The organism is Hydrogenophaga laconesensis, from assembly GCF_031457235.1.
Taxonomy (GTDB): Bacteria; Pseudomonadota; Gammaproteobacteria; order Burkholderiales; family Burkholderiaceae_C; genus Hydrogenophaga; species Hydrogenophaga laconesensis.
Map to the genome: position 1 here is coordinate 190,373 of NZ_JAVDWE010000010.1, position 22,152 is coordinate 212,524.

The following is a 22,152-nucleotide window of genomic DNA, read 5'->3' on the forward strand; positions in this document are numbered from 1 at the left end:
CATGCAGCTCATTCATCTGGCGTCCCGCCTCTACGGGACGCCGCTCCTCATTGCGCGCCCCAAACTCGACGTGATCCTCTCGGTGCTGGGTTCCCGCATCGGCTTGCCCGATCTGGACATGGCGATGCCGCTATCCGTCCCCCGGCAGATCACCGCAGCCAGCCCTGCCGGAATTGCGGTCATCCCAGTGGTCGGCACGCTGGTCAAGCGTTCGATGGGCATCGAAGCCGCCTCTGGCCTGATGTCCTACGGCGAGATCGAAGCCCGCCTGGATGCCGCCTTGGCCGACCCGCAGGTGACGGGCATCCTGCTCGATCTCGACTCGCCCGGCGGTGAGGCCTCGGGCGTGTTCGAGCTGGCCGAGCGCATTCGCGCCGCCAGTCAGATCAAGCCGATCTGGGCGCACGCCAACGACGCCGCTTACTCGGCGGCCTTTGCCATCGCGGCGGCATGCCAGCGCCTGACGCTGTCACAAACCGCAGGCGTCGGGTCGATTGGCGTGATCGCGCTGCATGTCGACCAGTCGGTGAAGGACGCCAAGGACGGCCTGAACTACACCGCCGTCTTCGCGGGCAGCCACAAGAACGATTTCTCACCGCACGAGCCACTCAGTCCGCAGGCCACCACCGCGCTACAGAGCGAGGTGGATCGGCTCTACGACATCTTCGTGAATCAGGTCGGACAAATGCGCGGCCTCGACCCGGATGCCGTGCGTGCCACCGAGGCAGGTGTGTTTTACGGCGAACAGGCGGTGGCAGTGGGCCTCGCCGACGCAGTAATGCCGCTCGAACAGGTGATGACTGAATTCACCGATGCGCTGGCCGCCAAGCAGAGGCTGACGCAGCCCGGCGTTGCACGCGCCTCGCCGCGAGGCCAGTCCCCGAAGCCTCTCTCAACCTCGCCCCGACCCCGACCTTTCACTCTGGAGAACACCATGAAAGAACCCCAAGACGACCACGACCGCCACGACAATCCGAGCGATCCGACCGACACAGACCCGCAGAGCGATCCGCCGCAGCCCGACGGTGATCCGCAACCGACGCCTGCGGCCCATGCGGCACTGGCGCAGTCCTTCGCCAGCGGGCGAGGTCAGGCGCAGGCCATCGCGGAGCTGTGCCTGATCGCAGGTCAGTCGCAACGCACGGCGGAGTTCCTGGCTGCGGGCTTTTCCGAAGCGCAGGTGCGCCGTGCCTTGCTCGAAACCCGGGCCGACCAGCCCGAAATCGCCTCTCGCATCACCGCCGACACCGGCATCACCACACGTCCTGAAGACAGCCCGGTGGTGGCCGCCGTCAAAAAACTCACCGCAAAGGAGTAAGCCATGACCGCCATCGCACAACCGAAGAATCTCGGGGATCTTCTGAAATACGAAGCGCCGAACCTGTACTCGCGCGACCAGGACACCGTCGCTGCCGCGCAGAACTTGCCTCTGGGCACCGTGGTGGGCCGCGAAACGGCCACTGCCAAACTCAAGGCCATCGATCCGACCGCCACCGACGGCTCTGAAACCACCGTCGGCGTGCTCGGCAACGACGTCGATGCAACCTTGATCGATCGCGAGGACGCCATCCTGATCGCCCGTCACGCCATCGTCGCGCGCGGCGAATTGGTCTGGCCGACCGGCATCAGCGCTGCGCAAAAGGCTGCGGCCATCGAGCAGCTCAAGGCACTGGGCATCGTGACCCGCGATAGCGCCTGATCCAGCCCGACACATCCACCTCACTCCCCCTGAAAACCCGCCACTGGCGGGTTTCGTCATTTCTGGAGATCCAAAATGCAGAACCCTTTTGAAAACCCCGGCTTCTCGATGGCCAGCCTGACGGCAGCCATCAATCTCATCCCCAACCGCTACGGTCGGCTGGAGGCCTTGAACCTGCTCCCGGCCAAGCCGGTGCGCACCCGACAAATCATCGTTGAAGAGTACGCCGGTCGCCTGAACCTGCTACCCACCCGCGCACCGGGATCGCCCGGCACGGTAGGTGAACGCGGCCAGCGCAAGCTGCGCTCCTTCGTGATTCCGCACATCCCACACGACGATGTGGTGCTGCCCGAGGAGGTGCAAGGTCTGCGCGCCTTTGGTTCGGAAACCGAGATGGAGGCCATTGGTGGCGTCATGGCCCGGCATCTGGAAACCATGCGCAACAAGCACGCCATCACCTTGGAGCACCTGCGCATGGGGGCGCTCAAGGGGCAGATCCTCGATGCCGATGGCAGCGAACTGATCGATCTGTTCGACGCGTTCGAGATCACCCCAGAGACGGTTTCCTTCGAACTCGGCGCGGGAGGCACCAACGTCAAGGCCAAATGCTCCGCTGTGCTGGCCAAGATCGAGGACAACCTCAAGGGCGAATTCATGAACGGCGTGCACTGCCTGTGCTCGCCCGAATTCTTCGCCTCGCTGACTGGCCACGCCAAGGTCGAGAAGGCCTTCGAGAACTGGCAGAACGGCGCGATCCTGATCAACGACGTGCGCGCCGGATTCACCTATGGCGGCATTACCTTCGAGGAATACCGAGGGCAAGCCACCGATGCCAATGGCAATACGCGCCGCTTCATCGCCGCCGGTGAGGCCCACGCGTTCCCGCTGGGCACGGTGGACACCTTCGCCACCTACTTCGCGCCTGCCGATTTCAATGAAACGGTGAACACGCTGGGGCAGTCGCTGTATGCCAAGCAGGAGCCGCGCAAATTCGACCGGGGCACCGATCTGCACACGCAATCGAACCCGCTGCCGATGTGCCATCGCCCGGGCGTGCTGATCAAGCTGACCTCCGCCTGATGGACGTTGCGACGTTCTACGAAGCAGCCCGCAACGCCGGGCTGCTGACGCCGGTCACGGTTGCGGGCGGAACGGTGCACTGCGCCTTCCGCGCTCCGGACGAAACCGTGCTCGATGGTTTCGCACTCTCGCGGGACTACCAGCTCGACTACCCAGCTTCATGGCTGACGTTGGTTGCCGGGAACGCGGTCGAGATCGCGGGCGTGACCTATCAGGTGCGCGACGTGCGCGCCATCGGCGACGGCACCGAGCGTCGCGCCTCGCTCTCCCAACTCTGAGGAAACCACCATGAACTCTGTCCGCGAGCGCATCTTGCGGGAGGTCGTCGCGCGCCTGTCATCTGCGATTGCACCGACTCCGGTGCTGCGCATGCCCGCCGTGCCGGTCACCCGTGAGGCCAGTCCCGCGCTGTTGCTGTTCGCCGACGGCGACAGCATCACCGCCCACGCCAACCACCTGGTCGACAGGCTGCTGATCGTTCGGCTTGCCGTGGTGACGCGCGGCGCGGATGCCTTCGACGTGGCCGATCTCGCACTAGTCGCTGCCCACGCGGCCTTGCTGGCCGACCCGAATCTCGGTGGGCTGGCCATCGCCGTGCGCGAGATCGATTGCGAATGGGAATTCGATGACGCCGACGCCGCTGCCACTGCACTCCCAGCCCGATACGAAATCCGCTACCGCACCCACGCCACCGATCTCACCCAAACAGGATGAACCCATGCAAATCGAACTTCTGAAACCCCACACCCACGCAGGCAAGCGCCTCGTCGTTGGTGATCGCTTCGACCTGAATGACGCCAGTGCCCGCTGGTTGGTCGCGCAGGGCGTGGCCAAGACCGCTACGGCGTCCGCCACACCCACCACTGATTCCAAACCCGCCCGCCGTGATGCCACGTCCGGTGTTTCCACAACTGCAGCCACCCAAGGAGACTGAACATGGCTTACTTTTCTGGACAAGGCCGCGTCTACATCGGCGCACGCGATGAACTCGGCAACCCCGCCGGACTGACCTTCGTCGGCAACGTGCCCGAACTGAAGGTGTCGCTGTCGGTGGACACCATCGAGCACCAAGAAGCGCAGTCGGGCCAGCGCCTGACCGACCTGCAACTCATCAAGACCAAGAAAGGCGAGTTCGCCTGCACGCTGGAAGAACTGATCGCCACCAATCTGGCGTTGGCGCTCTACGGCACCACGACCACGATCACGCCCGGCACGGTAACCGGCGAGCTGCTGCCCAACCCGGTCACGCCGGGCAGTCTGTATCCGCTGGCCATGCAAAACGTATCGGCCGTGCAGATCCAAGACTCGGATGCCACGCCCCAGACGCTCCCGGCCAGCCAGTACAGCGTCAATGCCAAGCACGGCTCGCTGGTGGTGCTGGATGCCACGTCGGGTGGCCCGTACACCGAGCCGTTCACGGTCGATTACGCCTATGGCGCAGCGCAGAGCACGGCGATGTTCACCCAGCCGCTGCCCGAGCGCTGGATTCGCTTCGAGGGGCTCAACACCGCCGACGGCAACCGCGAGGTGGTGATCGACCTCTACCGCGTGGCCATCAACCCGGCCAAGGAACTCTCGATCATCACGGACGAACTGCTGAAGTTCGAGCTGTCGGGCCAAGTGCTGGCGGATCTGACCAAGCCGGTCGGTGGTGATCTCGGTCAATTCGGCCGTCTGGTGCTGTTGTGATGGATGACTTCAAAACCTTCCCACCTGCACCGGTGGTTGTAACGCTGTCCGGCACCGCGCTGGAACTGACGCCGATCAGGCTGGGCGAATTGCCACGGCTGCTGGCCGTGGTGCGTCCGCTGGTCGAGGAGATCAGCAGTGATCCGGACTGGATGGCGCTGTTCGCGCGGCACGGCGATGCCGTGCTCGATCTGCTGGCGATCACCACCCGGCGTGAGCGCACGTGGATCAACGACCTGTCGTTGGAGGACGCCGTGCTTCTGGCCGCCGCCGTGTTCGAGGTCAACGCGGATTTTTTCGTGGCGCACGTCGTTCCGGCGGTTCAGGGCGCGGCTCAGCGACTCGCCCCGACGCTGCGCTCGCTGACGAACTCGGCTGGGACGCTGCCGTCGCCCGTCTGATCCGCGCCGGGCACCGCCTTGGCGACGTGATGGCCTACACGCTCACGCAGGCGCAAGCCTTTCTGGATGTCGACGGACAGATCGAACGGCAGCAGCTTGCCCAGCTGCTCGGCATTCATGCCGTGGCAGCCCAGGGCGAGAAGCGTGGCATCGAACAATTGCAACGCGATCTGCTCAAGGACTGAAAAACGTGCGCCTGTCACTGACCACCACCGGCCTGCTCGATCCACGCCAGTTGGCGGCTTGGAGCGCCGAGCGGCGTCGCGCCATCCACACTGCCGTCGCCAAGGGCATGCAATCGGGCGGGCGTGAGGTGCGTGACGCGGCGCGATCCGAGATGCGCAACGCCTTCACCGTGAAGCGCAACAGCTTCATCTCCTCGATGGGTGTGAAGGTGTTCGACAAGAAGCCCGAACAGCTGCCCGCCTTGCTGGTGGGCAGCAAGATTCCTTGGCTCGGTCTGCATGAGAAAGGCGGCACGGTGAGCGGCAATTTGCTGATACCTCTGCTGCCCGGGCGCATCGGCCCCAAGCGCTTCAAGGCGGTCATTGACGGCCTGATGCGCTCGGGCAATGCCTTCTTCATCGAGAAAAACGGTCGCGTGCTGCTGATGGCCGAGAACATCAAAGAGAACGCCGGGCAGCTGGGCCGCTTCAAACGTGCCGAGCGTGGTCGTACCGGGGCCAAGCAGATCAAGCGTGGCCAGGAGATTCCCATCGCCGTGCTGGTCAAGCGCGTCGATCTCAAACGACGACTGAATCTGGCGGGTGGCGTGCAACGCGCACTGCCTGCCTTGGCGCGGGCGATTCAACAAGAACTGGACAAAGTCTGATGGCAAGCAATCGTGCCCAAATCCTGATCAGTGCCGTCGACCAGACCAAGACCGCTTTCGACTCGATCAAGCGCGGGCTGGGCGGCCTCACCGACACCGCCAAGAGCGTCAACGGCGTGCTGGCCAACCTCGGGGTGGCTGTCTCCGTGGCCGGTCTGACCGCGATGGTCAAATCGGCCATCGACACTGGTGATGCGCTGGACGAGATGTCGCAACGTGTCGGTGTCAGCGTCGAGACCCTGTCGGTATGGAAACCGGCAGCCGAGCAGTCCGGTGTGTCCGGCGAATCGTTCGAGAAGGGGCTGCGCAAGCTGTCCACCACGATGCTGGAAGCCGCGACTGGGTCGGAAGATGCCGCGCGCGGATTCTCTGCCGTGGGTGTCGAGTTCAAGAACCAGGACGGCACCCTGCGGGCCACCGATCAGGTGCTGCTCGATCTGGCCGAGCGCTTCAAGGCCATGCCCGATGGCGCGGAGAAAACCGCCCTGGCCGTGCAACTGTTCGGCAAGTCGGGAGCCGAGCTGATCCCGTTCCTGAATCAGGGGCGCGACGGCATCAATGAGCTCGCCGCCGAGATGCAGGCGCTCGGCGTGCAGATGAGTAGTGAGACTGCGGCGCAGGCGGGCAACTTTAACGATGCGCTCGACAAGCTGAAACTGGCCACCACCAGCATCGGCAACCAGATCATCGCGTCCTTGCTGCCCGCCCTGAACGATATGGCCGGTGGCATGGTCGAGTCGGCCAAGCAAGGCGGCACACTGCGCGCGATCCTGGATGGTGTGGTGCTGGTGCTCAAGACCCTGGCGCTCGGTGCCGCCACCGTCGGCAAGGCCTTCGTCGCCTTGGGCGAGGCCATTGGTGCCGGTGTGGCGGCGGCGGTCGAGGCGCTCAAGGGCAACACCGATGGGGCCAAGGCCATCATTGCCGACCTCAAGGGCAATCTGGTCAAACGGCTGGATGAACTGGCGTCCTTTCGTGACAGCCTGTTCGACCCCAAGCCCATCGAGGTCAAGGCACCCAAGATCCAGGCCGATCCGGAACTGCTTCAGCGCCTGACCAAGCCCAAAGCCGTCAAGCCAGCGCAGGACACGACCGGCGCGCTCAGTACAGCAATGAGCACGCTGATGAAAGCGCAGCTGGACGCCGAGTTCGCCCTGCTCAAGGACGGTCTGACCCGGCAACAAACTGCGCTGGATGCTGCACTCGAAGACCGTCTGGTTTCGGTGCGCGACTACTACACGCAGAAAACAGCCATTGAGCAGCGCGAGGTCGATGCCGAGATTGCTCGCAAGCAGCAGGAGCTGGCCCGCAGTCAGCAAGTCGCCGCCACGGGCAAATCGGAAAACGACCGATTGAAAGCCAAGGCCGAGGTCGCCAAGGCGGAAGCCGACCTCATCACGCTCAACAACCGGCGCACGGACATCGAGCAGGCCAATGCGCGCAAGGCAGCGCAAGCCGAGCGTGATCTGGCCGATGCCTTGGCGCAGGCGCGTGAGGAACTGGCACAGATCACAGGCACGGCTACAGATGCCGACCGGCAAGCTGCCATCGAGCGCAGTTACCGCGATCTGCGGGCACGTCTCGCTGCAGAAAGTGATGCCGACGGCGTGTCGCTCGTTGACCGACTGATCAACGTGAAGGCGGCGCAAGCGAACCTATCCGCACTGGAAACCCAATGGCGGCAGGTCACCGAGCGTCTGCGCAATGCGCAGGAGGCCCTTCAGACCCAGCAGCAGGCCGGGCTGCTAACCGAAGCACAGGCGCGTCAGCAGATAGTGGCCTTGCAACAGCAATCAGCCACAGAAATGGAGCGCTTGTTGCCGACCATGCAGCAAGCCGCGCAGGCCATCGGGCCGGATGCGGTGATTCGCGTGCAGGCGTGGCGCAACGAGCTGGATCGCACCCGGCTCACGGTCGATGAAATGGCCCCGCTGTGGAATCGCATCGGCGAGAGTTTTGGCGGCGCGCTCAACGGGATGATCACTGGTGCGCAGACCTGGCGCAGTGCCTTGTCGAGCATCTTCCAGCAGGTGGCCGATGCCTTCCTGCGGCAGATCGTGATCCAGCCGTTTCAGCAGTGGATTGCCATGCAGGCGCGGATGCTGGCGCTCAAGCTCGGTTTCATCCAGCAGGAGCAGACCGTCGATGCGGCGGCCAGCGCCGCCAAGGTCGCCCAAAAGACCACCGAAACCACCGCCGTGGTGTCGATGGATGCAGCCAAGGCGGGAGCCGGGGCGGCGGCGTCGCAGGCTTCCATTCCCTACGTTGGCCCGGCGCTCGCGGTGGCCGCGATGGTAGCCATGGTCGCCGCCGTGATGGCGCTCTTGGGTGGCATCAAGAAGTTCGCGGGTGGTGGTCTGGTCTCCGGGCCGGGCAGCGCCACGTCGGATTCGATCCCGGCGCGCCTGTCGGCAGGCGAATACGTCGTGCGTGCAACCGCCGTGCGCCAAGTCGGCGTGGCCTTCCTCGACTCGCTCAACGGCTTGTCGGCCGGCCCACGTTTCAAGGGTGGCGAACTGGCCTTCGCAGCGGGCGGGCTGGTACCGGAGGTGAAAGTGCCGCCCGCGCAGCCGCAGATGAATCAGGCCGTGCGCATCGTCAACGCGGTCGATCCGGGTGTGACCCACGACCACCTGCAGTCGCCTGCCGGAGAGAAAGTCATCGTCAACATCATCGGGCGCAATGCACGGGCCATCCGCTCGGCGCTCCAAGGCTGAATTTTGAGGGGAAAGTCCAATGGCACTACTGTTCATCGACGGATTCGATCACTACGACCCGCAGGCCGTGGACAGCTTTGGCGATCCGTGGCTTGCGCGTGGCAAGGCGGCGTATCTGTCACCGCAGGCCACCCGGATCAATGGCCGTCGTCCGTCCTCCTATGCCCTGCGTTTGCCGGAAGGTTCTGGCGGTGGCTACGTCAAGAACCTCGACGCCACCAAGACCAGCCTGATCGTTGGGGCGGCTATTCGCGTGGTGCCGTACCAGAACACCTACACCGAGCCCTTGCTGCTGGGCGTGCGTGATGCCAACTCGCAGGTCGCGCATCTCGTGAAAATCGGCGAGGACGGTCGGCTCAAGCTCTACCGCTGGCAATACGGCTATGACCAGTTGATCTCTGTCTCAGTCGCCAGCGTTCCGGCGCGCGGCTGGCACTACATCGAGTTGCAGGTCACGCAAGGCACCAGCAACGGTGTGCTGTCAGTGCGCATCAACGGCATCCTGGCCATCCAGATGACCGCGCAGAACACCATTCAGGGCGGCGGCCAACTGCTCACGGCATTCGCAGGTGCGGTGCCCGGCCAGAATTGTCCGCTGACCATCGACGTCGACGACTTCTACATCGCCGATACCAGCGGCACGATCAACAACACCCTCCTCGGTGATGTGCGCGTCGATGCCTTGCAGGCTCAGGCCGATGGCAGTTTGAACCAGTGGACTCCCAGTCCGGTCGGCACTGCTGCCTGGGAAGCCGTCAGCGACGAGGACGAAGCCACAGCGATCAGTGCGCCCAACGTGGGGCTGCGCCAGTCCTTCGATGTCGAGCCGCTGCCTGTAATGGCCACGCCCGCCATCTACGGTGTGCAACTGACCATGCTGGCGCGCAAGACCGACGCGGGGCTGGGCAAGGTCAAAGGACTCGTGGTCAGTGGTGCGCAGAGCGCCGTCAGCACCGACATCATCCTGCAGGAGCAACTGGCGTGGCAGAGCACGCTGTTCGAGCGCAATCCGAACGGCAACGTGCAGTGGACGGAAGCAGCCTTCAATGCCGCTGAGTTCGGAGCTGAGTCGGCATGACCGACCGCGTCGTCGTTCAGGACATCGCGGAGACTTCCAGCAAGCCGACGCCCGGAAGTGAACTGCCGGAATTTCAGGGCGAAGTGCTGTCGCGCGCATCGTTCGGAGCCAGCGCGGCCACCTTCACTCCCGAAACCGCCATTGCTCCGGTTCCGCCCAACTTGGCGGCGAACTGGCTTGCCGAGTCTCTGGCGTACCCGTGGCCGCCCATCGACGCTCCGGCGTTCCTGATAGAAGTGCTGCGCCGGGACACGGCATCCAGCGCCATCGTTGCGACAGGTATGGACGCCTTTGGCGACCAGCCGTGGCCGGATGCGCAACGCGGCGTGTTTGCCTTCCGCCACGACTGGGCCGAGCCCCTCGTCGAACGGCTGGAGTGGCAGACCAGTGTGGTGAGGCTGGCCAGCGGCAACGAATCGCGACAGGCCCGGCGACGCGTTCCCGGGCGTTTGCTCACCTACAAGGTCGGCAACGCGCGCCAATCCGATGCGCTGGTCGCCGACTGGCTGGCCGACCATCTGGGCAAAACGGCATGGTGGCCGCTGCCGCAGTACGCCGTTCACCTCACCCAATCCGCCGAACGTGGCGCGCTGGCGCTCGATGTGTCGGATGCGGACTGGCGGCATTTTGGCCCGCCAGCAGCCGCACTGCGGCTGACCAACGATGGCGTGCAAGGCTGGCAGAGCGATGAACGCTGGGTGCTGATCATCGCGGCTGATGGCTGGCAAGTCGCCCAACTCAGCGACGTGGAAAGCGATCTGTTGTGGCTGGCCGAGCCCTTGGCGCGTGCTGCCGGAGCCGGTAGCAGCGTGATGCCATTGATGTGGGGCTGTGCAGTCGATCCGGCGGATTTGACCCAGTGGGTGCCGGGGATGGTCGGTGGCAGTGCCACGGCGACCATCACCCCCGCGCAAACGCCGGACATGGATGTCCTCGACGATCCGTGGCTCGACGAGATTCCGGTCTGGCCCGATGGCAACTGGCGTGACGATCCTGCCGCTGCGGTGGCCGGGGTCATCACGCGCCAGGATTTCTCGCCTGCCGATCCTTGGGTACGCCGCGACGATCCGTGGCCTGCCACCACCTTCCAGCGCCGCTATCTGGCCAGCACACCCGAGGAAATCGAGATCTGGCGGGCGCGACTGTGGCGCACACAGGGGCGACTGGAAGCCTTCTGGCTGCCGGATGGTTTGGCTCCAGTGCTGTGGGTGACTGCCGAGGCCGATCCCGAGGACGGTTTCCTACGTGTGACGGGAGATGACGTCTCTGCTTTCTGGCATCGCCCCGCAGCGTGCCTGATCGTGCATCCGGACGGCACCCGGCAATACGTCCTGACGGCGACCTGCCATCTGGATCAGGGCGGTGTGCTGGTGCTGCGCTCGGGCCTCGATGAATGGGTGCCTGAAGGTAGCCGGGTGATCCGACTCTCTCGTTGCCGCCTCGACCACGACGCTGTCGAGCTGTACTGGCACAGCCCAGCGCTGGTTGAGATCACGCTGACGGCGCGGCAGTTGCCCGAACCGCGTGGCAACGACCGCCAAACCTACGAGGGAGAGTGACGCCCATGAGTCAAAACCCTCTGATGGAAGTCGAGTTATACGCCTTCACTAGCGCCAGCGGAGAGTTCCTGCTGACGCCTCACGAGTTCGACGTCGACCTCGACGGCAATCTGTACACAAGCCTTTCCATCGAGCGCAACGAACTGGCACTGGGTGCCGAGGCAGCCAAATCAGCGCTGGATCTCAAGCTGCCACCCGACGGCGATCTCGTGCGCCATCTGTTGGCCACGTCGCTCACCGGGGAAACCACCGCGATCACGCTGCGCATCGCGCGGCGCGACACCTGGGGCGACTACTGGTGGCTGTCGGGCACGCGCTGGATGGGCCGGGTGCTGGGCGTCGAGATTGCCGACGACGTAGCTCGCGTTCGCTGCGAAAGCGCGCAAGTCAGTTTGAAGCGTATCGGCCTGCGTCGCCTCTACAGCCGCAAGTGTTCGCACGTCCTGTATTCGAGCGCCTGCGGTGCATCACCCATCACCGCCAGCGCCTTCGTGAGCAACAGCTCCGGCCGCAACGTGGAGCTTGATGGCGGCGTGCCAGGCAGCGTGAGTGGCGGCGTTGCCGGTGGCTGGCTGCAAACACCCGAAGGAGCTCGCCACATGATCGTCAGCGACTACGGCAGCGGCGTGGAGTTGCTCTATCCCGTCGCCATCGAGCCCGGCACAGAGGTGCAACTGACGGTCGGCTGCGACCACAGCACGGAAACGTGCGCGTCCCGCTTCGGCAACCTCGATAACTACGGCGGCTTTCCCGCCATCCCGAGCAAGAACCCGTTTTCGACGGGCGTGTTTTGAATCCCCGGAGAAATTGCCATGTGGTACCTCGTCGTCATCGTGGTGGCGGCGCTGGTTTCGGTTGCGCTTGCCCCGAAACCGCCCGAGCCCAAACCTGCGTCGCTCTCAGATGTCGATGCACCCACCGCAGAAGAAGGCCGACCGATTCCCGTCGTGTTCGGCACGGTGCTGCTGCGCGGCTCCAACGTCGTCTGGTACGGCGATCTCGAAGCCGATCCGATCAAGAAGAAAGGTGGCAAGAAGTGAGCACATCGACTGTCATCACCATCGATCATGTGCGCGCCGTTGGCCTGTGCGTGAACGGCACACGCACATGGTTCGCCCGTCACGATCTGGATTTCCGCACCTTCCTGCGCGATGGCTGTGATGCCGAAACCTTGCTGGCCACGGGCGATGCAATGGCCCAGCGCGTGGTCGAACACGCCCGCAATCGATCCACCACGCCGGAGCAAAACTGATGGGTGGCAGCAGCAAGAAGCAAACCGTCGGCTACCGCTACCGGATGGGACTGCATCTGGCTCTATGCCAAGGGCCCGTCGATGCCGTGCAGGAGATCCAGATGGGCGACCGCACCGCGTGGGGCGATGCCGACCGCGCGCCGCTGTCCTCCGGGCATGGTTTGACCAGCATCAGCATCAACAAGCCCGATTTGTTCGGCGGCGACTCGCGCGAAGGCGGTGTGGTCGGCACCATCGATGTGCTGTCTGGCCATGCCGGTCAAGGCCGTAACGACTATCTGATGAGCCGCCTCGGCAGCGCCATTCCGGCCTTCCGGGGCGTGCTGTCGTTGGTGGCCCGGAAGATCTTGTTCGCGGCCAACAACCCTTACATCAAGCCGTGGGCGGTGCGTGTTCGCCGCTTCAATGCCGGTTGGCATGATCACGCATGGATGGGAGATTCCGAAATCCGCACTTGGGATAACGACGAGGGTCGCGAGATCAGCGTGGGCATGAACCCGGCCCACATCCTGGTGCAATGCCTCACCGATCCGCACTGGGGCATGGGCTATCCGCAGGACACCATCGGCTGGAGTTTCTGGAATGCCGCGTGGGCGCTGTCCAGCGAAGGCTTCGGCCTCAATCTGATCTGGACGCGCCAGCAGCCCATCGAGAGTTTCATCGGTCAGGTGATCGACCACATCGGCGGGATTCTCTACACCGACCCCGAGCAAGGTACCTTCGAGCTCAAGCTGCTGCGCGACGACTACTGGATCGACAGCCTGCCGCAGTTGGGCCCCGACGAGATCGTGCGGCTAGAACGCTTCGAACGAGCCCAGTGGGGCGAACTGCCCAACGAACTGACCGTGGTCTACACCGACTGGCAAACCGGCGGCGACACCACCGTCACCGTAGAAAACCTCGCCGCCATCCAGTTGCAGGGTGGCGTGATCAACCAGCGTCGTGACTATCCCGGCGTCAACCATGGGTCGCTAGCCGCCCGGCTGGCGCTGCGTGATCTGCGAGCCTTGGGTTCGCCGCTGGCGAGAATGAGTCTGACGGTCGCACGCGACACGTTGGAACGCGCGCCGCTGCCGGGTGATGTGTTCCTGCTGAACTGGCCGCGCTTGGGTGTCGATCAGATGGTGGTGCGCGTCACTGGCATCGATACCGGAACCTTGGGCGCAGCCGAATGGCGCATCGAAGCCATGGAGGATGTATTCGGCATGAGCAATACCGTGCTCTCACCCCCACCGCCACGCGTCGATGAACCGACCATCGAGCCGCTACCGCCATCACTGGTGCTGGCCGTCGAGGTGCCGTATTGGGAACTGGCCCGACGCTTGTCGCGTGCCGATCTCGCGTACCTGACCGACACGGACACCTATCTCGGCGCGCTGGCGGCCGCAGGCGGTACCGGTCAACTGAACTGGCAACTGGCCACCGGTACTTCGAGCGGCGATCTCGCTTCCGTCGTCGGCGAGGACTATGCGCCGCTGCTCACGCTCGATGCCGCCTTGCCTGTCACCGAGCATGATGCGCTGGCGGTGTCGGTGACAGCCGTCAGTCAGCCGGAAAGATTGGCCGTGGACGATTACGCCTATCTGGTGGACGCCGGAGGGGCCATTCGGGAAGTGGTCGCGATTCTGGCCGTCGACACGGCCAATGCAACCATCGACCTTGCGCGCGGCGTGCTCGACACCACGCCGCAATCCCATGCTCTGGGCACACGGCTGATCGGCGTGGGTGAATGGCTGGCCTCGGAGGGCGCTGAGCGCGCACCGGGTGAATCAGTGTTCGTTGGCGCAATTCCGCGCACATCGACCGACCAAGGCGATCCGGCACTGGCCATCAATGCCCAGCCAATCGTGCTGGCCGGTCGGCAGGCGCTGCCGTATGCGCCCGGTCGTATCCGGCTCAATGGCCAGACCGAACCTGCCGTGGTGGCCGGTGACCTGACCGTCGCGTGGGCACACCGCGACCGCACGCAGCAGACCGCCTACCTCGTTCAGCAAGACGAGGGCGACATCGGGCCGGAACTGGGTGTGACCTACACGGTGCGCATCCGTAATCGCAACGGCGTTCTGGCGCACACCACATCTGGTCTGACCGGAACGACATTTGTCTGGAGCGCCGCAGTCGCTGCGCCCGAGGCCGGTGCGCTGGGCGACCGAATTACCGTGGAGATCAGCGCCGAGCGTGATGGTCTGAGCAGCTGGCAACCGCAGGTGCGAGCCATGGATCGGACGGGCTACGGCCTGCGCTGGGGCCAGTATTGGGGAGGTGTGTGATGGAAGCACCAATGGAACCACGCATCGATGTTCATCTGCTCACCCTGAACGAACCTGCCGAATGGCGTGAGGCCTGTATCGCCAGCCTCGACGGCGCGCCGATCCAGTTGCGCGTTCTGCCCGGTATCCCCGGGCGAATCGGTGAAGCACGCACCGCTGGCTACGCACAAGGCACGCTGCCGCTGGTGTCCTTCGTCGATCCCGATGATCTGTACGAAGCGAGCGCCTTCACGCAACTGGCCGATGCGCTGAATGCCTGCCCGCAGGCAGTGATGGCCTACACCGATGAGGCATTGACGGACGAGGCTGGCCGGGATATCGCCGTGCGGCGTCTGGCCTACAGCCGCTGGCAGCACGCCAACAGCGCCAGCCACGTTCACGGCCTGATCGTGATGCGGCGCTCCGCCGTGGAAGCCGTACTCAAGGAAACCGCCGACCTCAACAACTTTGCCGACTGGCTGCTGACCCTGCTCGTGGCCAAGCGTGGTGGCGTGCTGTACCTGCCCATCGTTGGGCGTCACTGGCGGCAGCACCCGCAGCAAAGTCACCGCACCGGCGATCCGGAAGCAGTCCTGCGCATTCGCCAAGCATCGAATCTCTGGAGATAGACCATGTCATCAATCGACCCGAACCTTGGACTCAACTATGGCTGGACGCTCGGAGAGAGCGGCTGGGACACCGGCATGGATGCCAACCTCAAACGCCTCGGCGCGGTGGTCGGCCTGTCCGTGAAAGACCGTGACCTGACCACGCCACCGGCCAGCCCTGCCAACGGCGACCGCTACCTCATTCCTGCCGCCGCCACGGGCGTGTGGGCAGGCAAGACCAACCAGATCGCCGTGCGCATCGCCGATGCCTGGGAGTACCACACGCCCAAGATCGGCTGGCTTTGCTACATCGAGGACGAGGCCAAGCTCTCGGCCTTCAAGTCCACCGGCTGGAGCGCAGGCCTCGCCATCTGATTTCCCTTCCTTCGCCCCCACCAGAAACCCGCCCCCGAGGCGGGTTTCGCATTTCTGGAGAACGCCAATGACCGAACCTGAACAACAACAGCCCGCGCACGTGGAGAACATGCTGCTCTTGCGCCGCGAGGATTTCGACGAACTGCTGGCCCACGCCGCTGAGCGTGGAGCCGAACGGGTTCTGGCCCACCTCGGGCTGGAAAACGGCCACGCAGCCCGTGACATCCGCGAACTGCGCGACCTGCTGGAAGCCTGGCGTGACGCCCGGCGCACCGCGTGGCAGACCACCGTCAAGGTCATCACCACCGGCATCCTGGCCGCACTGCTGGTTGGTGCTGCCATCAAGCTCAAACTGATGGGAGGCCCGCAATGATCGAGACACTACTTGGCGGCCTCCTTGGCGGGGCCTTCCGTCTTGCGCCTGAAATCCTCAAATGGCTCGACCGCAAGGGCGAACGCGGCCACGAACTGGCAATGCAGGACAAAGCGCTGGAGTTCGAGAAGATTCGCGGCGCGCAACGGATGTCGGAAATCGGCGCGGGAGCCGACGCCGCGTGGAATGTCGGGGCCATCGAAACCCTGCGCGAAGCCGTCCGCACTCAGGGTGAGAAGACCGGTGTGCGCTGGGTCGACGCATTGAGCTCCAGCGTCCGCCCGGTCATCACCTACTGGTTCATGGCTCTGTACTGCGCCACCAAGACGGCAACAGTCGCAGCCGCCGTGACAGGTGGTGCAGGCTGGGGCGTTGCCATCCTGTATGCCTGGACGGAGGCTGATCAGGCCCTTTGGGCCGGGGTGCTGAACTTCTGGTTCCTCGGGCGCGTGTTCGACCGGGTGCGACCGTGATCGCAGTACCGCAAACAGCCATCGAGCTAGCCAAGCGCTTCGAGGGGTTCGAACGCAAGGTCAAGCGCGGAGTCGAGATCACCGCCGTTCCCTACATCTGCCCAGCAGGCTTCTGGACGATTGGGTACGGCCATCTCTGCGATCCCAAGCACCCACCGATCACCGAGGCCGAAGCCGATGTCTATCTGGCGCGCGATCTCCAATCGGCACTTGCCGCCACGCTGCGCTACTGCCCGGTGCTGGCCACCGAGCCCGAAGGGCGGCTCGCCGCAATCGTGGATTTCACCTTCAACCTTGGCGCTGGGCGGTTGCAGACCTCAACGCTGCGGCGACGGATCAACCAGCGGGACTGGGCTGTCGCCGCAACGGAGCTGCGGCGCTGGGTCTATGGCGGCGGGAAGGTGCTGCCGGGATTGGCGGCACGGCGCGAAGCAGAGATCACGTCGTTGTTCGGCTGACATTCGGCTTGGCGCGATGTCGGATCGCCACCAAGACTTAGCAGTCAATCGCATCAAACCACGCCAAATCATGCCAAACCAGACTTATTCAGATTTACTACGAGCATAATCCGTGCGATCATTGTCAAGCTGCCCTAATTACGACTTTTGATGGAACCCCATGTCATGTCAGATCGCTGGTTGTCGGTCGAAGAGATCGCCGAGTACCTCGGCGTGAGCAAGGACACCGTTTATGCCTGGATCAGCAAACGGAACATGCCTGCTCACCGAATCGGTCGACTTTGGAAGTTCAAGTCAGAGGAAGTCGATGAGTGGGTGCGCTCTGGTGGCGCAGCAGAAAGCGAAGGTCGAGGCAAAGAATGATTGACTTGCTATCGATGGGTTTCGATCGCCTCATCCTGTGGTCGAAACGAAATGAGGATTGTTGAAATGACGAAAATTTCTTGTGTTGATTTGTTCTGCGGGGCGGGCGGGCTGACGCATGGCTTCGTGCTCGAAGGCGTACCGGTCGTTGCTGGCATCGACATGGACCCCGCTTGTCGCTTTCCCTATGAGGCGAACAACAGCGCCAAGTTTGTAGAGCGAGACATCAGCAAGGTCACCACCGCCGAGCTGAATGCACTGTTCGGTGATGCCGACTTGAAGATCCTTGCAGGGTGCGCACCTTGCCAGCCATTTTCCACCTATGCACAACGCTACGAGCTCGACGGCAAGGATGGGAAATGGGGGCTCTTGTACGAGTTCGCTCGTCTAGCCAAGGGCTCCCGGCCAGACGTCATCACGATGGAGAACGTCCCAACCGTTGCCAAGCACGAGGTGTTTCACGACTTCGTCGATACGCTGAAGCGACTCGGTTACAACGTGTGGTTCGATGTCGTCGATAGCTCTCAATACGGCGTGCCACAGACCCGCCGCCGCATGGTGCTGCTGGCATCCCGGCATGGCGAGATCACGATGATCAAACCTACGCTCGAAAAGCCAAAAACCGTGAGGCAAGCCATTGGCCGCCTACGTGCATTGAGCGCTGGCGAGGCAGCCCCTAGAGACAAGCTGCACGTTTCATCCACGCTGTCGGAGAAGAATCTCAAGCGCATCAAAGTATCGAAGCCTGGTGGTACGTGGCGCGACTGGCCGGAGCATCTCGTCGCCGATTGCCATCGTGCAGAAAGCGGCAGGACTTACCCGGGCGTCTATGGCCGCATGGAGTGGGACAAGCCTGCCCCCACCATGACCACGCAGTGCTATGGGTTCGGGAATGGCCGGTTCGGGCACCCTGAACAGGATCGCGCGATCACATTGAGGGAAGCGGCAATCATTCAGAGCTTCCCGCGTGACTACGCGTTCATTCCTGATGACGGTGATGTGAGCTTCAAGGTACTGGGGCGCCTCATCGGCAATGCCGTTCCCGTTGATTTGGGTCGAGCGATCGCCCGCAGCATCAACGAGCACTTGGCATCGACCAAGTCCCGATGATCTGACGAGACTCGATCGATGCCACGCGTTCAGCCCTCATCTCCAGAAGCCAGTCGCCGAATGGCGAAAGTCCGGCAAAAGGGAACCGGCGCTGAGATTGCATTGCGTCGAGATCTGTACCGGAGAGGTCTGCGCTACCGAGTCGACTTCGAGGTACTGAGGAAACCTCGTCGGGTCGCAGATATCGCTTTTCCGGGGCTGAGGATCGCCATATTCGTCGATGGCTGCTTCTGGCACGGGTGCCCCGAACACGCCACATGGCCGAAGCAGAACGCGGAGTTCTGGCGACAAAAGATCGAAACGAACCGTGCCAGGGATACAGACACGAACGAACGGCTTCGGAGTATCGGGTGGACGGTACTGCGATTCTGGGAACACGAGCCGCCGACCGAGGCAGCCGAAATCGTCGTCCAGACGGTCGCCATGGGCAGATCGAAGCGCTGTGCTTCGTCAGCCAGCTCACACAAGAAAAACTGAACGGGAAGACGGCAGACCTCATGGAAATCGCAACCGAGCAACAGAATCAGACCTATCGCACTCGTCCAGAGCCGGGGCAACTGGTCGAGGTCAGGCGACGCCAGTGGGTCGTTGCCGAAGTCGTCTCATCCAAGCTGACATCGATGTCGGCACAACAGAATTCAGTCACTCTCTCATCCATCGACGAAGACGGTCTGGGTGAAGAGCTCGAAGTCATCTGGGAGGTCGAACCCGGGGCGCAAGTCATCGAACGTGCGGGCCTGCCATCGATCACCGGACAGGATGACTCCGACACCCTTGAAGCCTTTCTCGACGCTGTTCGTTGGGGGGCAGCGACCAATGCTGACAGGGGCTTTCTGCAAGCACCTTTCCGCAGTGGCGTCAGCATCGAGGACTTCCAGCTCGACCCACTGGTGCGTGCCATCGACATGGCCCGCGTCAATCTGCTCATCGCTGACGACGTCGGCTTGGGCAAGACCATCGAGGCCGGTCTCGTCATCCAGGAAATGTTGCTGCGGCACCGTGCCCGCACCGTCCTGATCATCTGCCCCGCATCGCTGCAAGAAAAGTGGCGTGTGGAGATGCTGGAAAAATTCGGCCTTGATTTCCGCATCGTCGACACGGCCTACATCAAGCAGTTGCGACGGGATCGCGGCATCCACGCCAACCCGTGGACGTCGCATCCGCGCCTGATCGCCTCCATGGACTGGGTCAAGAGCGGCGAAGGGCTACGTGCCATGCGCGATGTTCTTCCAGCGCACACCAGCTACCCGCGCAAATTCGACATGCTCGTCGTCGACGAAGCACACAACATCGCCCCCGCTGCTGGTACGAACTACGCGCTGGAGAGCCAGCGGACGCGCCTCATTCGCTCCATCAGCCCACACTTCCAGCATCGGCTGTTTCTGACCGCCACACCGCACAACGGTTACACCGAGTCCTTCACATCGTTGCTCGAATTGCTCGACGACCAACGCTTCGCTCGAAACATCCTGCCAGATGAAAAGCAGCTGAGTCAGGTGATGATTCGTCGCCTCAAGAGCGATCTGGTCGATGCGGAAGGCAAGCCACTCTATGCGCAGCGCAAGCTGCAAGCGCTGCTGGCCTCGTACTCCACACAAGAGCGCGCCATTCACCAAAAGCTGAATGATTACTGCGCGAGCCGCGAGCAGGACGCCGAAAAGGTCGGCAATGCGTTCGGCACGTCATTCGTCAATCAGCTGCTCAAGAAGCGGCTCTTCTCCTCTCCCGCTGCGTTTGCATCCACGCTCGAGAAGCACATTGCCAGTCTGACCAATGGCAGCCAACGCAAGGACAAAGATGCGATGGCCGACCGCATCTTGCGCAAAGCCATCCTGCGGGTCGAAGAAGACTACGCCAACGACCAGGAGGTCGAAAACGCCCAGTCCGAGGCCGTCGAGGAAGCCTCACGTCGCGCACAACCGCTGACAGCAGACCAGCAACAGATGCTGAACGAACTGCGATCGTGGGCGCAGACCGCCAAGAACCAGGTCGACGCCAAAGCCAGAGCGATCCTCGACTGGCTCACGGCCAACCTCAAGACCGACGGTCAGTGGAACGAGCGCCGGGTCATCTTGTTCACCGAATACCGCACCACCCACCAGTGGATGCACGAGATCCTCGCCAGCTACGATTTCGGTGGCGATCGACTGGCCATCCTTCATGGCGGCATGGCGCAGGATGAACGTGAGAAAGTCAAAGCGGCCTTCCAGACTTCGCCAAAGGACTCAGCGGTGCGCATCCTGCTGGCCACCGATGCGGCGTCGGAAGGTATCGACTTGCAAAACCACTGTAATTGCCTCATCCATCTGGAGATCCCTTACAACCCCAATGTGATGGAGCAGCGCAACGGCCGTGTCGACCGGCACGGTCAGCGCCAGAAGGAAGTATTGATCTGGCACCCCGTCGACGGCGGCGAACAGGGCAAAGCAACCATCGGTGGCCACGGCGATGACATCATTCGGGCATTGCGCAAGCTCGAATCCATGCGGGCGGACATGGGCAGCGTCAACCCAGTCATCGCGCCGCAGATGTCGGGGCTGATCGAAGGCTCGCTCAAAGACCTCGACACCCGCCTCGCTGAGGCCAAGATCGCCAAGGCCAGACGCTTCGTGCGTGCCGAGCGCGAACTCAAAGACCGCGTTACCAAGCTGCACGAACGGCTCTTGACCACGCAGCAGGATTTCCACCTCACGCCAGAGCACATCCTCATGGCGGTCAAGACCGGCCTCGAGTTGGCAGGCCGCCCGCCGCTCGAGCCTTTCAACTTGACTGATGCTCCGGTGGGCACCGTATTCAAGATGCCTGCGCTGTCGGGCTCGTGGGCGCGCTGCCTCGAAGGCTTGCGCCACCCCCACACACTGCAGATTCGACCCATCACCTTCGATCACGCCGTCGCAACCGGGCGTGACGACGTGGTGCTGGTTCACCTCAACCACCGACTGGTGCAGATGTGCCTGCGCTTGCTGCGCGCCGAAGTCTGGGCGCAAGACGATGTGAAGAAGCTGCATCGCGTCACCGTGCGTTCGGTGCCTGATGCACTGATCGACGGCCCTGCCGTGGTCGTCATCTCGCGGCTGGTCGTCACTGGCGGCAACCATCACCGCCTCCATGAAGAGCTGACGGTGGCCGGGGGCTATCTGGGGGATAAATCCTTCCGCCGTGAGGACGGCGTCACCAAAGTCCAGCAATGGCTGGATCAGGCCAAGCCACTGACGGCCACAGATTCGCTGTTCGATGCCATCCGCGTGCGTTTCGACCGAGCGCAGAGCGCCATCCTGCAGTCGGTCGACGTCCGCTCGAAAGACCGGCTCAAGTTCCTGACCAACACCCTTCAATCCCGTAAGCAGCAGGAAGTGGCCGACATCGGCACCGTGCTCGATGAGCTGGAAAAAGCCATCCAACTCGAGCTGAAGAAAGATCAACAACCGGCGCAGTTATCGCTCTTCACTGAAGACGAACGAACACAGCTCAGGCGCGACACCGCCGCACTGGAGGCGCGTCTCGCCCGCCTTCCAGCCGAGCGCCAGCAGGAGGCCGAGGCCATCGAAACCCGCTACGCCAAACTCAACGACCGCACCTTTCCGGTCGCCGTCATCTTTCTTGTGCCTGCATCTGCCGTTCAAGGAGGTGCCGCATGAGTGCTCCCAGCGTGCATGATGATTGGCTGTCGCTGATCGAGATCTCCGGCCCTTTCCTCGCCGTTCCCGTTCTGAAGGAGGCCTTTCCGCAAGGGCTGGAAGAACTAGGGCGTGTTAACACTAATGGCGATCATGGAGATTGCGTTGGAAAATCTCCGGCATGGAGATCACACCCGCACAATTCGCCACCATTGAGCA

General features: G+C 63.2%; 27 protein-coding genes. All 27 read left to right on the plus strand.

Annotation, left to right across the window (positions count from 1 at the left end; translation table 11 throughout):
- Position 1: 1 nt before the first annotated feature.
- Positions 2–1,318: a S49 family peptidase gene (locus J2X09_RS17970; protein ID WP_204731985.1), complete on the plus strand. Its 1,317-nt coding sequence runs from the start codon at positions 2–4 to the stop codon at positions 1,316–1,318.
- Between the two features lie 3 nt (positions 1,319–1,321).
- Positions 1,322–1,699 carry a head decoration protein gene (locus tag J2X09_RS17975; protein ID WP_204731984.1) on the plus strand — a complete coding sequence of 126 codons (378 nt, stop codon included), beginning with the start codon at positions 1,322–1,324 and terminating at the stop codon, positions 1,697–1,699.
- A 75-nt stretch (positions 1,700–1,774) separates the two neighbouring features.
- Positions 1,775–2,779 (plus strand): major capsid protein, encoded by a 1,005-nt coding sequence (locus tag J2X09_RS17980; protein WP_204731983.1) that lies wholly within the window; start codon positions 1,775–1,777, stop codon positions 2,777–2,779.
- On the plus strand, positions 2,779–3,057 hold the full coding sequence (locus J2X09_RS17985) for a head-tail joining protein (protein ID WP_204731982.1): 279 nt from the start codon (positions 2,779–2,781) through the stop codon (positions 3,055–3,057). The genes J2X09_RS17980 and J2X09_RS17985 overlap by 1 nt, the downstream gene beginning before the upstream one ends.
- Before the next feature lie 10 nt (positions 3,058–3,067).
- Entirely contained in the window at positions 3,068–3,493 is a 426-nt protein-coding gene (locus tag J2X09_RS17990) for a hypothetical protein (protein WP_204731981.1), read from the plus strand.
- Between the two features lie 4 nt (positions 3,494–3,497).
- Positions 3,498–3,713 (plus strand): DUF7210 family protein, encoded by a 216-nt coding sequence (locus J2X09_RS17995; RefSeq protein ID WP_204731980.1) that lies wholly within the window; start codon positions 3,498–3,500, stop codon positions 3,711–3,713.
- 2 nt (positions 3,714–3,715) lie between these two features.
- Complete coding sequence (locus J2X09_RS18000; protein WP_204731979.1) at positions 3,716–4,468, plus strand: phage tail tube protein; 753 nt, start codon at positions 3,716–3,718, stop codon at positions 4,466–4,468.
- Positions 4,468–4,869, plus strand: a complete 402-nt coding sequence (locus J2X09_RS18005) for a DUF6631 family protein (RefSeq protein WP_204731978.1) — start codon at positions 4,468–4,470, stop codon at positions 4,867–4,869. The genes J2X09_RS18000 and J2X09_RS18005 overlap by 1 nt, the downstream gene beginning before the upstream one ends.
- A 29-nt stretch (positions 4,870–4,898) precedes the next feature.
- Positions 4,899–5,054, plus strand: a complete 156-nt coding sequence (locus J2X09_RS18010) for a hypothetical protein (RefSeq protein WP_184038985.1) — start codon at positions 4,899–4,901, stop codon at positions 5,052–5,054.
- A gap of 5 nt (positions 5,055–5,059) precedes the next feature.
- A complete protein-coding gene (locus tag J2X09_RS18015) occupies positions 5,060–5,701 on the plus strand; it encodes a DUF6441 family protein (RefSeq protein ID WP_204731977.1) in 642 nt (213 codons plus the stop codon).
- Entirely contained in the window at positions 5,701–8,418 is a 2,718-nt protein-coding gene (locus tag J2X09_RS18020) for a coiled-coil domain-containing protein (RefSeq protein ID WP_204731976.1), read from the plus strand. Before J2X09_RS18015 ends, J2X09_RS18020 begins: the two co-directional genes overlap by 1 nt.
- 19 nt (positions 8,419–8,437) lie before the next feature.
- Entirely contained in the window at positions 8,438–9,496 is a 1,059-nt protein-coding gene (locus J2X09_RS18025) for a hypothetical protein (RefSeq protein ID WP_204731975.1), read from the plus strand.
- Positions 9,493–11,055 carry a hypothetical protein gene (locus J2X09_RS18030; RefSeq protein ID WP_204731974.1) on the plus strand — a complete coding sequence of 521 codons (1,563 nt, stop codon included), beginning with the start codon at positions 9,493–9,495 and terminating at the stop codon, positions 11,053–11,055. The genes J2X09_RS18025 and J2X09_RS18030 overlap by 4 nt, the downstream gene beginning before the upstream one ends.
- 5 nt (positions 11,056–11,060) lie before the next feature.
- Complete coding sequence (locus J2X09_RS18035; protein ID WP_204731973.1) at positions 11,061–11,849, plus strand: phage BR0599 family protein; 789 nt, start codon at positions 11,061–11,063, stop codon at positions 11,847–11,849.
- An 18-nt stretch (positions 11,850–11,867) separates the two neighbouring features.
- Positions 11,868–12,095 carry a hypothetical protein gene (locus J2X09_RS18040; protein ID WP_009521704.1) on the plus strand — a complete coding sequence of 76 codons (228 nt, stop codon included), beginning with the start codon at positions 11,868–11,870 and terminating at the stop codon, positions 12,093–12,095.
- Entirely contained in the window at positions 12,092–12,307 is a 216-nt protein-coding gene (locus tag J2X09_RS18045; protein WP_204731972.1) for a hypothetical protein, read from the plus strand. Before J2X09_RS18040 ends, J2X09_RS18045 begins: the two co-directional genes overlap by 4 nt.
- Positions 12,307–14,577, plus strand: a complete 2,271-nt coding sequence (locus J2X09_RS18050; RefSeq protein WP_204731971.1) for a phage tail protein — start codon at positions 12,307–12,309, stop codon at positions 14,575–14,577. Before J2X09_RS18045 ends, J2X09_RS18050 begins: the two co-directional genes overlap by 1 nt.
- 11 nt (positions 14,578–14,588) lie before the next feature.
- A complete protein-coding gene (locus J2X09_RS18055) occupies positions 14,589–15,185 on the plus strand; it encodes a glycosyltransferase family protein (RefSeq protein ID WP_204731970.1) in 597 nt (198 codons plus the stop codon).
- 3 nt (positions 15,186–15,188) lie between these two features.
- Positions 15,189–15,539, plus strand: coding sequence for a DUF2793 domain-containing protein (locus J2X09_RS18060; RefSeq protein WP_204731969.1), 351 nt, complete (start codon positions 15,189–15,191; stop codon positions 15,537–15,539).
- A 67-nt stretch (positions 15,540–15,606) separates the two neighbouring features.
- Complete coding sequence (locus J2X09_RS18065) at positions 15,607–15,912, plus strand: DUF6127 family protein (RefSeq protein ID WP_070527361.1); 306 nt, start codon at positions 15,607–15,609, stop codon at positions 15,910–15,912.
- The gene (locus J2X09_RS18070) at positions 15,909–16,385 is read left to right on the plus strand and encodes a hypothetical protein (RefSeq protein ID WP_204731968.1); all 477 of its coding nucleotides are present in this window, start codon (positions 15,909–15,911) and stop codon (positions 16,383–16,385) included. Before J2X09_RS18065 ends, J2X09_RS18070 begins: the two co-directional genes overlap by 4 nt.
- A complete protein-coding gene (locus J2X09_RS18075; RefSeq protein WP_204731967.1) occupies positions 16,382–16,843 on the plus strand; it encodes a lysozyme in 462 nt (153 codons plus the stop codon). Before J2X09_RS18070 ends, J2X09_RS18075 begins: the two co-directional genes overlap by 4 nt.
- Positions 16,844–17,008: 165 nt before the next feature.
- Positions 17,009–17,206 carry a methylation-associated defense system helix-turn-helix domain-containing protein MAD1 gene (gene mads1, locus J2X09_RS18080; RefSeq protein WP_204731966.1) on the plus strand — a complete coding sequence of 66 codons (198 nt, stop codon included), beginning with the start codon at positions 17,009–17,011 and terminating at the stop codon, positions 17,204–17,206.
- A 66-nt stretch (positions 17,207–17,272) separates the two neighbouring features.
- Positions 17,273–18,316 (plus strand): DNA cytosine methyltransferase, encoded by a 1,044-nt coding sequence (locus J2X09_RS18085; protein ID WP_310308943.1) that lies wholly within the window; start codon positions 17,273–17,275, stop codon positions 18,314–18,316.
- 60 nt (positions 18,317–18,376) lie between these two features.
- Entirely contained in the window at positions 18,377–18,793 is a 417-nt protein-coding gene (locus J2X09_RS18090) for a very short patch repair endonuclease (protein ID WP_310308944.1), read from the plus strand.
- Positions 18,794–18,813: 20 nt separating this feature from the next.
- Positions 18,814–21,954, plus strand: coding sequence for a DISARM system SNF2-like helicase DrmD (gene drmD, locus J2X09_RS18095; RefSeq protein WP_204731963.1), 3,141 nt, complete (start codon positions 18,814–18,816; stop codon positions 21,952–21,954).
- A partial coding sequence (locus tag J2X09_RS18100) for a hypothetical protein (protein ID WP_204731962.1) occupies positions 21,951–22,152 on the plus strand: 202 nt, incomplete at its 3' end. The genes drmD and J2X09_RS18100, both read left to right, overlap by 4 nt.